Annotated in this window: 16 protein-coding genes; 4 read left to right on the forward strand and 12 right to left on the reverse strand. The window is 43.7% G+C overall.

Annotated elements, in window-relative coordinates:
• Positions 1-20 precede the first annotated feature (20 nt).
• The 3 genes from AAGR14_RS19050 to AAGR14_RS19060 form a co-directional block, all read right to left on the reverse strand.
• On the reverse strand, positions 21-287 hold the full coding sequence (locus AAGR14_RS19050; RefSeq protein WP_342645829.1) for a hypothetical protein: 267 nt from the start codon (positions 285-287) through the stop codon (positions 21-23).
• 15 nt (positions 288-302) lie between these two features.
• A protein-coding gene (prfB, locus tag AAGR14_RS19055) for a peptide chain release factor 2 (protein ID WP_342645830.1) occupies positions 303-1395 on the reverse strand; the annotation gives its coding sequence in 2 pieces (ribosomal slippage) (positions 303-1334 and positions 1336-1395; 1092 coding nt in all).
• A gap of 96 nt (positions 1396-1491) precedes the next feature.
• Complete coding sequence (locus tag AAGR14_RS19060; protein WP_342645831.1) at positions 1492-1929, reverse strand: hypothetical protein; 438 nt, start codon at positions 1927-1929, stop codon at positions 1492-1494.
• Positions 1930-2188: 259 nt separating this feature from the next.
• Here AAGR14_RS19060 and pgi point away from each other — a divergent pair, with 259 nt between their 5' ends.
• Entirely contained in the window at positions 2189-3832 is a 1644-nt protein-coding gene (gene pgi / locus AAGR14_RS19065) for a glucose-6-phosphate isomerase (RefSeq protein WP_342645832.1), read from the forward strand.
• A 129-nt stretch (positions 3833-3961) separates the two neighbouring features.
• Positions 3962-4261, forward strand: a complete 300-nt coding sequence (locus AAGR14_RS19070; RefSeq protein WP_342645833.1) for a hypothetical protein — start codon at positions 3962-3964, stop codon at positions 4259-4261.
• Between the two features lie 97 nt (positions 4262-4358).
• Here AAGR14_RS19070 and AAGR14_RS19075 read toward each other — a convergent pair whose 3' ends face one another.
• The 4 genes from AAGR14_RS19075 to AAGR14_RS19090 form a co-directional block, all read right to left on the reverse strand.
• Positions 4359-5429 carry a glutaminyl-peptide cyclotransferase gene (locus AAGR14_RS19075; protein ID WP_342645834.1) on the reverse strand — a complete coding sequence of 357 codons (1071 nt, stop codon included), beginning with the start codon at positions 5427-5429 and terminating at the stop codon, positions 4359-4361.
• A gap of 16 nt (positions 5430-5445) precedes the next feature.
• Entirely contained in the window at positions 5446-5811 is a 366-nt protein-coding gene (locus AAGR14_RS19080) for a YraN family protein (protein ID WP_342645835.1), read from the reverse strand.
• Positions 5811-7745, reverse strand: a complete 1935-nt coding sequence (dnaG, locus tag AAGR14_RS19085; protein WP_342645836.1) for a DNA primase — start codon at positions 7743-7745, stop codon at positions 5811-5813. Before dnaG ends, AAGR14_RS19080 begins: the two co-directional genes overlap by 1 nt.
• A 144-nt stretch (positions 7746-7889) precedes the next feature.
• Positions 7890-8411, reverse strand: a complete 522-nt coding sequence (locus AAGR14_RS19090; protein WP_342645837.1) for a hypothetical protein — start codon at positions 8409-8411, stop codon at positions 7890-7892.
• 185 nt (positions 8412-8596) lie between these two features.
• Here AAGR14_RS19090 and asnS point away from each other — a divergent pair, with 185 nt between their 5' ends.
• Together asnS and AAGR14_RS19100 are read left to right on the forward strand one after the other, a co-directional pair.
• Entirely contained in the window at positions 8597-10033 is a 1437-nt protein-coding gene (asnS, locus tag AAGR14_RS19095) for an asparagine--tRNA ligase (RefSeq protein WP_342645838.1), read from the forward strand.
• 138 nt (positions 10034-10171) lie between these two features.
• Complete coding sequence (locus AAGR14_RS19100; protein WP_342645839.1) at positions 10172-10882, forward strand: hypothetical protein; 711 nt, start codon at positions 10172-10174, stop codon at positions 10880-10882.
• 81 nt (positions 10883-10963) lie between these two features.
• Here AAGR14_RS19100 and AAGR14_RS19105 read toward each other — a convergent pair whose 3' ends face one another.
• From AAGR14_RS19105 to AAGR14_RS19125, 5 genes are read right to left on the reverse strand one after another with little or no spacing between them, the layout of a single operon-like run.
• On the reverse strand, positions 10964-12196 hold the full coding sequence (locus tag AAGR14_RS19105) for a DUF3570 domain-containing protein (protein WP_342645840.1): 1233 nt from the start codon (positions 12194-12196) through the stop codon (positions 10964-10966).
• 14 nt (positions 12197-12210) lie between these two features.
• Positions 12211-12441, reverse strand: a complete 231-nt coding sequence (locus AAGR14_RS19110) for a DUF4266 domain-containing protein (protein WP_342645841.1) — start codon at positions 12439-12441, stop codon at positions 12211-12213.
• Positions 12442-12444: 3 nt separating this feature from the next.
• Positions 12445-13401: an FAD:protein FMN transferase gene (locus AAGR14_RS19115; RefSeq protein WP_342645842.1), complete on the reverse strand. Its 957-nt coding sequence runs from the start codon at positions 13399-13401 to the stop codon at positions 12445-12447.
• Complete coding sequence (locus AAGR14_RS19120) at positions 13391-13819, reverse strand: thioredoxin family protein (protein ID WP_342645843.1); 429 nt, start codon at positions 13817-13819, stop codon at positions 13391-13393. Before AAGR14_RS19120 ends, AAGR14_RS19115 begins: the two co-directional genes overlap by 11 nt.
• Before the next feature lie 10 nt (positions 13820-13829).
• Positions 13830-14255 carry a Rieske 2Fe-2S domain-containing protein gene (locus tag AAGR14_RS19125; RefSeq protein ID WP_342645844.1) on the reverse strand — a complete coding sequence of 142 codons (426 nt, stop codon included), beginning with the start codon at positions 14253-14255 and terminating at the stop codon, positions 13830-13832.
• Between the last annotated feature and the right edge of the window lie 72 nt (positions 14256-14327).

Raw genomic sequence — 14327 nt, forward strand, 5'->3', positions numbered from 1 at the left:
TTTGCTGAATTTGTAATTGGTTATAACACAAACATAATAAAACACCAGGCAGCAAATCCGATAATATTAATTAATAGAATTTTGCCTCTTATTGCTTTGGTGTAATACTTCACCACACCCCGAACCATTAATATTGCAGTAGTTAAGCCAACAAGCAGAAATGATAGCACATCAAGATTTGGCGTGCAAGGTCCGGATTTAAAGCCTGGCAATACGTTAAACAGCACTACCGCACCCAACAGGATACCATAGACGAATAACCATTTACCTGTATTGCCAAGCTTCATTTTATACAGCTTTTGTTAACTCTTCGGACCGCCAAACTCCATCAGGTAAGCTTTTAAAAAGTCGTCAAGCTCACCGTCGAGCACTGCCTGCGCGTTTGAGGTTTCGTGGTCGGTACGTAAATCTTTAACCAGTTTGTAAGGGTGCAATACATAGTTGCGTATCTGCGATCCCCACTCTATTTTCTTTTTGTTACCCTCAATAGCATTGGTGGTTTCCATACGCTTGCGCATCTCAATTTCATATAACTGAGATTTAAGTAAGCGGATGGCGTTTTCCTTATTCTGCAATTGCGAACGCGACTCCTGATTTTTTATAACAATGCCCGAAGGTTTGTGATATAAACGCACTGCAGTTTCCACTTTGTTTACGTTTTGTCCGCCTGCACCGCCCGAACGGAAGGTTTCAAATTCGATATCTGCCGGGTTAACCTCAATCTCAATAGTATCATCTACCAACGGATACACATACACCGAGGCAAATGAGGTATGGCGTTTGGCGTTGGCATCAAACGGAGATACACGAACAAGCCGGTGCACACCGTTTTCGCCTTTTAAGTAGCCGTAAGCAAAATCACCTTCTATTTGCAGGGTAACCGTTTTAATACCTGCCACATCACCCTCCTGGTAATCCTGTTCGGTAACTTTGTAACCATTTTTTTCGGCCCACATCATATACATACGCATCAGCATATAGGCCCAGTCACAACTTTCGGTACCACCGGCACCGGCGGTAATCTGTAATACCGCATTCAGCTGATCCTCTTCGGCCGAAAGCATGTTTTTGAATTCCAGTTCTTCAACCGCTTTCAGGGCTGCATCAAACTGTTCCTTCATTTCGGCTTCGGTAGCATCGCCACTTTGGTAAAACTCGTACAAAACGCCTGTATCATCTACAGTAGCTACTACTTTTTGAAAAGCGTCTGTCCAAACCTTTTTAACCTTAATCGAAGCTAATACTTTCTCAGCCTCTTTAGGGGCATTCCAGAAATCGGGTCCAACAGTAATTTCCTGTTCGCGTGCTAATTCTTCAAGCTTTTTATCGATGTCAAAGATGCCTCCTCAGGGAAGCTGCTCTATCCCTCAAATCCTGTACTTGTTCTTTTGTCATAAAGGCAAATATAGATAAATAGTGAGTTTAGTAAACAGCAAAAAGGCCTGTTGGTTTACAACAGGCCTTTTCAAATATTATATCTGCAATTGCGGCTTATGCAACCATCAGCTTATCAACCAAACCGTTTAAATCGGCTTGGTTACCGTTAAGTTTAGATAACATAGTACCCAAAGCAAACTCCTGAGTTTGCTTGCTATTGCTTAATTGCACCAGCTGTTTCATTACAGTCGGAATCAGTGCAGTGGCAGTAGCCTGGGCTGATGCCATATCGATGCTGTAAAACTTATTAAGCTTGCTTGCAAATCTATTGATGATGGAAGTAACCAAAGACTCATTGTAAGTACCCGAAAACTTAAAGTATTTAACCAGGTCACTGATGTGACCACTTTCCATTTGATTTTTTAACACCTCAATGATAGAACTTGAAGCTTCAGTTAAAACAGCTTCACGAGAACCGGCTGGAATTACCGGATTGTTCATAACTGCCGTACCGGCGTTATTTTTAACAAGCAAAAATAGTTTCTCAAACATGGCTTTAATTTTTTGTTTAGCAGATTAATAATATAACGACGTTTCAGCTATTAAATTGTCAACAAATCAAATATAATAAATAATAATTACAATTTTCAAAAAAAATAATGAAAATACTTAACAATATGCTAAATTGATAGTGTATCAAAAACACTAAGATTATAGTGTAATTTTAACGTTAAGCCCGGTATTATTTAATATCTTTCGGTCGACTAAAGCAAATAATAAAATTTACTTTTGAGAAAATAATCTATCAATTATGCTGCCAAACATTGATTTTACAACAACGCAGGCTTATCAATATTTATCGGATTACTTTAACGAGACAAATATTGACATTAAAGACCTTTTCGCTTCTGATTCAAATCGTTTTAGCAATTTTTCAGTCTACTTTGAAGACCTTTTATTCGATTACTCTAAAAACCGCATTGACGAAAAAGGTATAGCTTTATTAATACAGTTAGCCAGGGAGTGTAGACTAAACGATGCAATAGCAGCCATGTTTAATGGTGAAGCCATCAACGTAACCGAGAACCGCCCGGTGCTGCATACCGCTTTACGCAACCAAAGTAACACTCCGGTAATGGTTGAAGGTAAAGATGTAATGCCTGAGGTAAACGCCGTACTGCAACACATGAAAACTTTTAGCCAGCAAGTAATTGATGGCAGCTGGAAAGGCTACACCGGCAAAGAAATTACCGACGTGGTAAACATTGGTATTGGCGGCTCAGACTTAGGACCAGTAATGGTTACCGAAGCGCTGAAAGCTTACAAAACCCGTTTAAACCTGCACTTTGTATCAAACGTTGACGGTACGCATATTGCCGAAACGCTGAAAGAGCTAAACGCCGAAACTACCTTATTTTTGATTGCCTCTAAAACCTTTACAACGCAGGAAACTATGGCCAACGCCAATACGGCACGCGAATGGTTTTTAAAGGCCGGTGCAGCAGAGGCAGATATAGCCAAACATTTTGCGGCACTGTCTACCAATGCATCAGCAGTTGAAAAATTTGGTATTGACACCCAAAACATGTTTGGTTTTTGGGATTGGGTTGGCGGACGTTACTCGTTATGGAGCGCCATTGGCCTTTCGATAGCATTGGGCGTGGGCTTTGATAATTTTGAAGCATTGTTAGGCGGTGCCCATGCGATGGATAACCACTTCCGCGAGACGGAACTGGAGCAGAACATCCCGGTTATTGCTGCGCTGTTAGGCATTTTGTACAATAACTTTTTTGGCGCACAAAGCCAGGCTATTTTACCGTACGACCAGTATATGCATCGTTTTGCGGCCTACTTTCAGCAAGGCGATATGGAAAGCAACGGTAAGTACGTTGACCGCAACGGCGACGTAGTGGATTACCAAACCGGACCTATCATCTGGGGCGAGCCGGGCACCAATGGCCAGCACGCTTTTTATCAACTGATTCACCAAGGTACTAAATTGATTCCTTGTGATTTTATAGCACCGGCACAAACGCACAACCCTATAGGCGAGCACCATACCCTGCTGCTATCAAACTTTTTTGCCCAAACCGAAGCTTTGATGAACGGCAAAAGTTATGATGAGGTAGTAGCCGAGCTAAAAGCCTCCGGTAAAAGTGAAGAAGAGATTGAAAAGCTGGCTCCTTTTAAAGTTTTTGAAGGCAACCGCCCTACAAACTCCATCTTACTGAAAAAGATTACTCCGCGCAGTTTAGGCTCATTGATTGCCATGTACGAGCATAAGATATTTGTACAGGGCATCATCTGGAACATTTACAGCTTTGACCAGTGGGGCGTTGAATTAGGCAAGCAACTGGCCGGAAAAATCCTGCCCGAGCTTCGTACCAATGACGATGTAAACACACACGATTCATCCACCAACGGACTGATAAACCAATACAAAGAGTGGAGATAGTCCGTTAAATTCATCAACAGACAAAAAAAGCAGCGGCCTTTAAGGTTGCTGCTTTTTTTGTAACATATCTGCAGCTGATTAAACCAAAGCAATTTATACCCATCCTAAATCTAACCAATTCAACCTAATATGAAACGTATAGTTCTAAAAATGCTGTTTATAACAGCCACATCTTTTTTATTAACATCTTGTGCCACTTTTACAAGCTTGAATACAAACACCCTTAAGATTGGTATGAGTAAGGAAGAAGCACAAAAGGCTATTGGAAGAAAACCTGGCGGCGTTGTAGCTTCAAAACGGCTTCCTGGAAGCAACAAAATTGTAGAGGTGTTACAGTTTACTGATACTATGCAAGCCTACTGGTTATATTTTATAGATGGGACTCTTGACCGATGGGAACCAACAAATGTAGCAGGCCCGGCTATTTAGCAGCAATGCAGTCGTATTTAAATTTAGATTACCGATATACACACAAACAAAAAATGCCCGGCGTATGGAGCCAGGCATTTTTACAAAAAAGAAGCCGTTAAGCTTTCGGTTTCACAATCTTAATTTGATATAGCTTTGACCAGTCTTTGCCGGTTACAAACAGGCGTTTGCCGGCAGCATCCCAAGCAATACCATTCAGCACATCGGCACCGTCTTTTTGGCGTTGTGCTTTAGGATACAGGGTGCTCAAGTCAATCCGCTGCACTACGGCTCCGGTTTTCGGGTCAATCACTACAATGTCGTCCATTTCCCAAATATTGGCATACAGCATACCGTCGATGTACTCCAGTTCGTTCAGGTTATTAACCGGGCCTTTATCGTCGTATACGTCAATTTCGCGCACGGTGCGATAGTTATCTTTGTCCATCACAAATATCTGGTTGGTGCCGGTGGTAGTGGTGTACAGGTATTTACCATCATTAGTTAAGCCCCAGCCTTCTTCACCCTGCATATAGTTAAATTTCGATAGCAGTTTCAGGGTATTTTTATCGTACACATACCCCACCCGCTCATGGTAGGTAAGCTGAATAACTTTGTTATCAATCACGGTGATACCCTCGGCAAAGGTATTACAATCGTTATCGGCCTTTTGGATTACCTTACCAGTAGCAATATCTACCTTACGCAGGCTCGACTTTTGCCCGTCTTTGCAGTAACCACCGTCGCTTTCGTACAATATACCATCGTGATATTCTAACCCTTCAGTAAACGACGATGTATCATGCGGGAAAACTTTCTCGACTTGAAAACTCATCAACGCCGGCGTTTTAGCTGCCAGGATATTAATATTGGTGCTTGCCTCCTGCACCTGCCCACCGCTATAAACTTTAGCAGTAATCAATTTTGTGCCCAATGTATAGGCATCAGTAGCCAAACTTAAAGGCGCTCCGTCTTTTTTGGTGTCTATCCGTTCCGAGTCGAGTAGGTATACTACCGAGTCGGCTTTGTAATCGGCAGGCAAATCAAGCTTTACTTCTACCTTTTCGCCCTGCTTGTAGTTGGTACCTGCATCCGGGCTGATATTAATGTTGACGGACTGATTCTTGGTGTTACAGCTGTATACAGTTATCAGCCCTGCAGTTAGATATAAGAGATGTTTGTATTTCATTTACTAATTATTTTGGTCAGCCTTGTGGCCAAAAAGCGTCTTCAATATGGTTAAGTACGTAAGTACCTTGCCGGGCAAACTGTATGGCTATAATGTCAAAACGTATTTCGCCTTGGTGGTTCATCAAATAAATATACTCGTCGGCAGCAGTAGCTAATAACTTTTGCTTTTTCTCGTCAACAAAATCCTCAGGTTGGCCAAAGCCGTTGCCCGTACGGGTTTTTACTTCGGTAAATATAATCACGCGGTCTTTATAAGCAATTAAATCAACCTCAGCTTTTCCAAAAGTCCAGTTTTCATCCAGTATCTCATAACCGGCCGCCTCAAGATGCGCTTTAGCTAAAGCTTCTCCGCGCCGACCTAAATCATTATGAACAGCCATTATTTGATGATAACCGAACCGAGATAATCTACAATATGTTTTTCAATTTTTTTCATCTGCATGTACTGCGTCATGATGATATCCTGATCGGTAGGATTTTCAGCATTCTTCAAATCTAACCGTAGCTGCTCCAGTATTTTGCCCACCTTTTGCTTTTTAAGGTGAAAGATAGCGCCCAATATTACGGCTTTCATGTTCATCTGCTCTTCGTGCACAAAAATCTTGTGCATGTTATACCAGTTTTCGCTCAGGGTATACTTGGTCGAAAGCATATCCACCGTTAGGTCAACTATCTGCTTGTCCGGGTGGTGGATAAAGAACTGCTCGTCGGGCAGTACGCCGTTTTCCAGTTGCTGTTTGTAAATTTCAAAAAAGTTTTTACAGGCCGCCTGGTCAAACTCCACATCGCTTAATTCGGCAATAATAAACGGACCGATGTAGGTATTGGCAATATTGTCCCAATTAATTATCTGGTTACCGTAAACCAATAACAGGCGTATAATTTCGCGCTCCTGAGTGGGGCTGCTTTCTACTGTTTTTTCGGGGGAGACAACCGGCTCATCAAAAAAATGAGGTTCGTCTGGCGGGGGGAGTTCTTCATAAGGCTGACGAGGCTGGTCTTTTTTATTTTTGGCCAGCCGCATTTTGTTCAGCTCGGTAAGCAGTATGCGCTCGTCAATCTGTAACTGCTGGCTGCACTCACGTATAAACACCGAAGCCTTGATAGAGTCCGGAATACGCGCAATGCTTTCTACAATTTCGCGAATGACGTTAGCCCGTTGTATTGGGTCGTTACCGGCTTCTTTGAGCAGGATGCCAGTTTTATAGAGAATGAAGTCTTTTTTGTTTTGGTCGATGTATGTTTTAAAGGCACTGCTGCCTACCAACCTTACATACGAGTCGGGATCGTGCCCGTCCGGAAAAAGCACTACTTTTACGTTAAGCCCTTCTTCCAGTATCAGATCCAAACCGCGCAACGAGGCCTTAATCCCTGCCGCATCGCCATCATACAAAATGGTAATGTTTTTAGTAAAGCGTCCAATGAGGCGTATCTGCTCTACCGTTAACGAGGTACCCGATGAGGCCACCACGTTTTCGATACCGGCCTGATGCACCGAAAGCACGTCGGCATAACCTTCTACCAGGTAACAGTTATCCTCGTCGCGAATACCCTTTTTAGCAAAAAACAAACCATAAAGCACATTCGACTTGTGGTAGATTTCGGACTCGGGCGAGTTAACGTATTTGGGTACTTTCTTATCCGTTTTAAGTGTACGCCCACCAAAGGCAATCACCCGGCCGGTAAACCCATGTATCGGAAACATTACGCGCCCACGGTAACGGTCATACAGCGTACCATTATCGCGTTTTACCGACAAGCCGCTTTCTTCCATGTACTGTGGCTGGTAACCTTTGTTGATGGCCGCCGAGGTAAAGGCCTCCCAATGGTCGGGCGAGTAGCCCAGCTCAAACTTTTTGATGGTTTCGGTAGTAAAGCCACGCTCTTTAAAATAGCTCAAGCCAATACTCTTGCCTTCGCCGGTATCCCACATCGCTTCCTGGAAAAACTTGGAAGCAAACTGGGTAACCACCATCAAACTCTCGCGGTGGTTTTCGGCCACTGAGTTTTCGGGTTTGTCCTGTAACTCTTCTACCTCGATGCCATACTTTTTGGCCAAAAACTTCAGCGCCTCAGGGTAGCTGAACTTCTCGTGCTCCATTAAAAAAGTAACGGCTGATCCACCTTTACCGGTAGAAAAATCCTTGAAAATACCTTTAGCCGGAGATACTGTAAACGAAGGCGTATTTTCGTTGGCAAACGGCGACAAACCGATGTAATTGGCACCGCGTTTTTTTAACTGCACAAACTCGCCAATCACCTCCACAATGTCGGTGGCTTCCATTATACGGTCGATGGTGGCTTTAGTAATCATGCAACTGCAAAGATATAACTAATTAACCGCAGGTGTAGGTACCAGTTAAACCATATAGCGCTTTTTGGCTCGCCGGTGATTATATCTCAATACCCAGGTATATGCTAATAAAACGATGACCAGGGTATTGAAAGTCATTCTTAATCAGGCTGGCAGGTAATGCCGCAGAGTTATATCACCAATAACCAATATAATCGCCATACCAAGCGCAATATTATAATATAATTTATTGCGATGAGCCTGTGCATAAAACCGCCACCTGTTCAGTACCTGGTCATCAGGCGAATCTTTGAGTAAATAGTTAAACTGCCTTAAAGCCAGTTGATAATGCTTTAACTCATAAGCAGCTCTACCCAGCTGGAATTTCATCGCCTTATACCAACTGCTGCTATTATTATCCAACTGAAGGGCAGTGAAATTTTTGTCGATGTCGGGGAGGATAAATAAGGCATCATCGTATGCCGTTTTAAACTTTTGCTTGTCTACCAGTGCTGTGATGTACCGGCTTAAAATAGCCATCAGTTTGCTCAAATCATCCTTACTTAATTCGCCGGCAGCAACCAACAATTCGTCGTGTTCTTTAATAAACCCTATGGTAAATTCTGGTTTATCAATAAACGTGTCCTCATATTTATTAAATACTTTTTGTAGTTCGTGGCCAACCATTAATTGTGCGCGGTAATTTTTTAGTTAAATATACGATGCCGGCAGCAAATAACCGGTGCATTACCATGCTTCGCAACCATCTTTAGTCGTATTATTTATTATTGGCAGACCATTGCATATTCATGAATTAGATTGGGTGAAAGGTAAATAATTGTATTTTTGGCGCTTCAAACATATTGTGAACAATGAGTAAGCACATCAAAATTAAAGCACTGTTGCAAACCGCACCAGCCGAGCAGGAAGTAAATGTTAAAGGATGGGTACGCACCTTTCGTAATAATCAGTTTATTGCTTTAAATGATGGCTCAACCAATAGCAACCTGCAGGTGGTGGTTGATTTTCAGAACACCGACGAGGCTTTGCTTAAACGCATTACCACCGGTGCAGCCATTAGCGCTACCGGTAAGCTGATTGCCTCGTTGGGTAAAGGCCAAACCGTTGAGGTAAAAGCCACCGAGATTGAAATTTTGGGCGATAGCGACCCTGAGAAATACCCGTTGCAGCCCAAAAAGCATAGCCTGGAGTTTTTGCGCGAAATTGCTCACCTGCGTTTCCGCACCAATACCTTCGGTGCCATTTTCCGGGTGCGTAACAGCCTGTCATTTGCGGTACACCAGTTTTTTCAGGATAGAGGCTTTGTATACCTGCATACTCCGGTGATTACCGCATCGGATGCCGAAGGTGCCGGCGAAGCTTTTAAAGTAACCAACCTTGATTTATCAAACCCGCCTAAAACGGAAACAGGCGAAATTGACTACAAACAAGACTTTTTTGGCAGAGCCACTAACTTAACCGTATCTGGCCAGTTAGAGGGCGAACTGGGCGCTATGGCTTTAAGTGATATTTATACGTTTGGCCCCACCTTCCGTGCCGAAAACTCGAACACCACCCGCCACTTAGCCGAGTTTTGGATGATTGAGCCCGAAATGGCTTTTTACGACCTGGACGATAACATGGACCTGGCCGAGGGCTTGTTGAAATACGTTATTAAATATGCGTTAGAGCATAACCGCGAAGATATTGAGTTTTTGAGCCAGCGTTTACAGGAAGAAGAGAAAGGCAAACCGCAGCAAGAACGCTCGGACATGACTTTGCTTGACAAACTGCAGTTTTGTTTAGATAACAGCTTTGAGCGCCTTACTTACACCCAGGCTATTGATATCTTAAAGGACTCGACGCCTAATAAAAAGAAAAAATTCCAGTACCTGATTGATGGTTGGGGTGCCGACTTACAATCAGAACACGAGCGTTACCTGGTTGAAAAGCATTTTAAAAAGCCGGTAATCCTGACGGATTACCCTAAGGAAATCAAATCGTTTTATATGCGTCAGAACGACGACGGTAAAACCGTACGCGCCATGGACATCCTCTTCCCGGGTATCGGCGAGATTGTAGGTGGCTCGCAACGCGAAGAACGGTTGGACAAACTGGAGCAACGCATGGACGAAATAGGCATCCCGAAAGACGAATTATGGTGGTACCTGGACACCCGCCGTTTTGGTGCTTGTCCGCATAGCGGCTTCGGTTTGGGTTTTGAGCGTTTGGTGCTGTTTGTAACCGGCATGGGTAACATCCGCGATGTGATTCCGTTCCCGAGGTTCCCTAAAAATGCTGAGTTTTAAGATTAACGTTTTGTAATAAACAGATTTATAGTAATCCCGGTAGCCACTACGTTACCGGGATTTTTTTATGCCTGCCCATTTCATCATCCTGAGTAATTAAGCTAAATAATGGCGATATTGATTGATAAAAGGCAGCACATGAAACAAATAAAAGTTGAAGATTTAGCAAAACAAATCAGCCTACTTAAATGGTACGCGGCAGCAATAACTCTGGTAGTGATTAGCCTGATTATTTTTATGCTAAAAACCCGCAACAATAATATCAAAGAATTAACGGTGGAACGCATCAATATTGTTGAAAAGAATGGTAAGCTCCGTATGGTGCTGAGTAACCGCGCCCGGCAGCATCCCGGACGAATGGATAACCGTGATTTCCCGAAACGCGACCGGCCAGCCGGACTTATATTTTTTAACGATGAAGGCGACGAATGCGGTGGTTTGGGCTATAACGGAGACAAACAAGAGGCGGCCATGTTTATGACCATGGACCAGTACAAAAACGACCAGATTATGGTTTGGAGCTACGACCAGAACAACATGCCCGGTCAAAAGTATAAAAGCTATGGCTTTACGCTGAATGACCGTGACGACCTGCCTTTTCAAAAGCAAATTCAATATTTTGACTCGCTAAAAAGCTTAAAAGATACCTCAGCTTATAACGCCGGATTAAATAAGTACAAGACAGCCGGTCATCTTGCCCAACGCATGTTTTTGGGCAAAAGCAAATCGGGAGAAGTTGGATTATTTTTGGCAGATAGTAAAGGCCGCCCTCGCATTAAGATTTTTATTAATGACAAAAATCAGCCGGTAATTCAAACTTTAGATGAACAAGGAAAAATAGTCGAGTAAAAACATCGATTTAAATTTTCAGCAAAACGCCTGTTTACTTCTACAGCAAACAGGCGTTAAAGATATTTTTTTCTGATTCTTTTATTTGAACTTCAAATTCATCGTTACGATATTTGAGCTTAAATCGGTTGAACGAACGTAGTGTCCATACCGCAGCTCCAGCATACTCAGGTGCTGCCAGCCAAAAACGCCTTTAGGCGGCGTGATGCGGAAACCGGCGCCGAAAAAGCTGCTGTGCAAATCGGCCAAATCATAATCACTGGTATAATAGGCCGCGTTGGGATTGTGCTGACCGTATGGCGCAAAGTAGCGGGTACCTTGTTGCGTATTGTACCGGTAAAACGGGCTCACCGACACAAAAGAGGTCAGCTTGATGGGCACCTCCACCTCGGCTGTATGCGCCCTTATTCCCCAGTTATCCATATAATAGCGGTAATAAGTACGGATGATGTAACGGTCATCCAAAAAATAGTTAAAACGGGCTGCTATGGGTAACTTATACCGTTGGCCCGGCAGGGTTTCTGCACGTAAAGAACCATCGGTAAAATAATCGCGCTGGTAACGGGTAGAAAGCAAGCCATGCTGATAAGATGGCTCTATAGCCAGCAAAGCCTGGAAACGCGTACTTATTACCTGCGATACCGAAAATGCCGCACTAAAGGAGTTGCGGGGTGCCGACTCTTCAGGTCCGTGTTTCAAATCAGCAATGTTACCGTAGGCGGCCGCCCGTAGTTCAATAGGTAATATCACTTTCCAGGTATCTAAAAAGGCTTGCAAACGCATATCAAACTGCGTATTCTTATTTTTAGACAACCGGGTAAGGTTAAACGCAGCACCAAACGACTGGTAATCATATTCGTGAGAATATGACGCAGTGAAACCGTAGGCATTACCAGTCTGCTCGTTAGTTTGTGTCCAGTTAAGTGATGGATAAATACGGTTGTCAGACTTAGACGCTGAGGATATAGTTGACGGATCTATTTTATCTGAAGATGCAGACGAATAATGATCGACCCCTATTTCAAAAAGATAAGTATTGCGACGACCACGCTTGTTATAGTTGGATAACTGCACATCAAGCGTGTTGGCAAAGTCGGTTAATAACTCGGTACCAACACCGCCTGTTACTGCAGAGTGGTTACCATTTTGATGATAGTAAGCCGAAACCAGGTTTACCTCATCCAAAGTGAGTTTTCTGGAATGATATGCCGTGCTGGTGGTATCTGCAGTAGCGGGTACAGACGGTGCTACCTGGGCATGTGACGCCAGGATGCCCATATAAAAAAAGGCTACGTTTAAATATATTTTTTTCATTGCCCGGCCTGCTATTAGTTACAACCGCAACCACCACCGCTTTTCCCGCCGTTGGCACCCGATGCACCTTCGCGGTAAAGCTGAAAGCTTTGCTCAAACTTTTGTGCGGTACGGGCACGTAATTCCATTTCAGAATCATTGAGCTTGTTTTTCTGGTAAGGCTTTACCGATACGCACGAGGCCAATAAACTGCAACCTACTACAGCCAATGCCAGTAATGCATAGTTTTGATATGCTTTTTTCATTTTTTAATGATGCAGATTTATATTTTTTGATGTGTATAAACGGTCCTGGTCATCTATTACCAGGCACGCTACGCCTTTAAGCTGATTAATCAAACCAAGCCCTACCTTTACCCCCATTACTGTAACGGGTGTGGCCAATGCATCGGCCAGTTCGGCGCTTGGGCAAATAATACTTACGCTTTTTATGCCTGTTACGGGCAAGCCGGTTTTAGGGTCAATCGTGTGCGAATATCGCTTACCGTCTATAACGGCAAACTTTTCATAATTACCCGATGTGGCAATCGCCGTATTACTGATGTTCAGTTTTGAAAAATAAGGCACCTGGCGGTTCGGGTCGGCAATGGCAACTGTCCAGGGTTTGCCATGAGGCTGCGTGCCCCAGGTAACCAAATCGCCGGCTGCGTTTACTATACCGCTTTTTACACCGGCTTTTTGCAGCAGCAGCTTGGCCTGGTCGGCGGCGTACCCCTTGCCAATACCACCGAAACCGATACGCATACCCGGCTCCTTTAAAAATACCGTTTGGTTAGGCCGGTCCAAGATAACGTTCTGATAGTTAATTAACCTTACAGATGCCCTTGCTACCTCGGCATCCGGCAGTTGCTTCATGCTGGTATCAAAGTTCCAAAGGCTTTTGTCTATGGAGCCATAAGTGATATCGAAAGCCCCCTGCGTAATGTGCGATATTCTTATAGACCGCTCAATGAGCTCAAATACTTCAAGGTCTACCTTTACCGGAGCAATACCAGCACTTTGATTAACCTGGTTGGTTTGGCTGTCGTCTTTAAATGTCGTGAGCAGTGCTTCAATGCGTTGTATTTCGGCAACGGCTTCATCAATACGGCTTTGCGACCAGGCTTCATCATCACTTACCACGGTAATTTCAAAATGGTTACCCATTAAGCGCAGTCCGCGTTTAATGGCAGCTACACTGCCCATAGCAATCTTATCACTTGCCATGCTCAAACGCCTTAATTTGCGATACAAATTGAGCGGTTTTTACATTAGGATAACCATCCCAGCTTTTCAGCACCTTGCCGTTTTCGTCTAACAGCAGTGTGAACGGAAACTTGCCTTCGGCGTTATACTTGTCGGCCAGGGCTTCATTTCTTTTGGTTTGATCTTTAGCTAACTGGTTCTTTTTTTGCCTCGGAAAGTCGGCACGCACCAGCACCAGATGGTCTTGCGCATAATTATCAAACTCTGTGGTTTCCAGAATTTCTTTACGCAAGCGGATGCATGGCCCACACCAGTCAGACCCCGAAAAGTTAACCAGTATCATTTTATGGCTTTGACGGGCCTGCTGCTGGGCCTCGTTGAAGTTACCCGACCAAGCAACGCCTGTCAGCAAAAATAAGCTGAGCAATAATAATTTCATGTTGTGTTATTTAAGAGTAAACCCTTAACGATGAACCTGTAAGTGTAGTATTATATACTTTGAGTGACTTTGATGCCGGACCGTTTAAAACCGAGCCCGAATTTGAAAAAGATGCGCCATGATTGGTACAATAAAAGCGGCTGTTGCTGCCCTGGTAAATGAGTGTATAACTTTCGTGTGTGCAAGAGCTTTGTACCGCAATGTATGCCCCGGCCGTGGTACGCGCCACAATAACGCCATTGCTTACCATATAACCGCCGTTTGATTGCAACGCCGAGTTGGCCGATGCCGTAAGGTCGAGCGTAAAATCGACGTTTGATGGGCCGGATGTACCGCCCGAACTGCTACCCGAATCTTTTTTGCAAGCCTCGCAGCTAACGATAGCTAACGCAGCCGCGTTTACACCGATGGAGTCTAAAAATTCTTTCCTTGTCATAGCTAAATTTAATCAGTTACCCCGCGTTGCTACTGCTTGTATCGACAAAGAACTGTATTGTACCGATAAATA

The organism is Mucilaginibacter sp. CSA2-8R (assembly GCF_038806765.1).
GTDB lineage: Bacteria > Bacteroidota > Bacteroidia > Sphingobacteriales > Sphingobacteriaceae > Mucilaginibacter.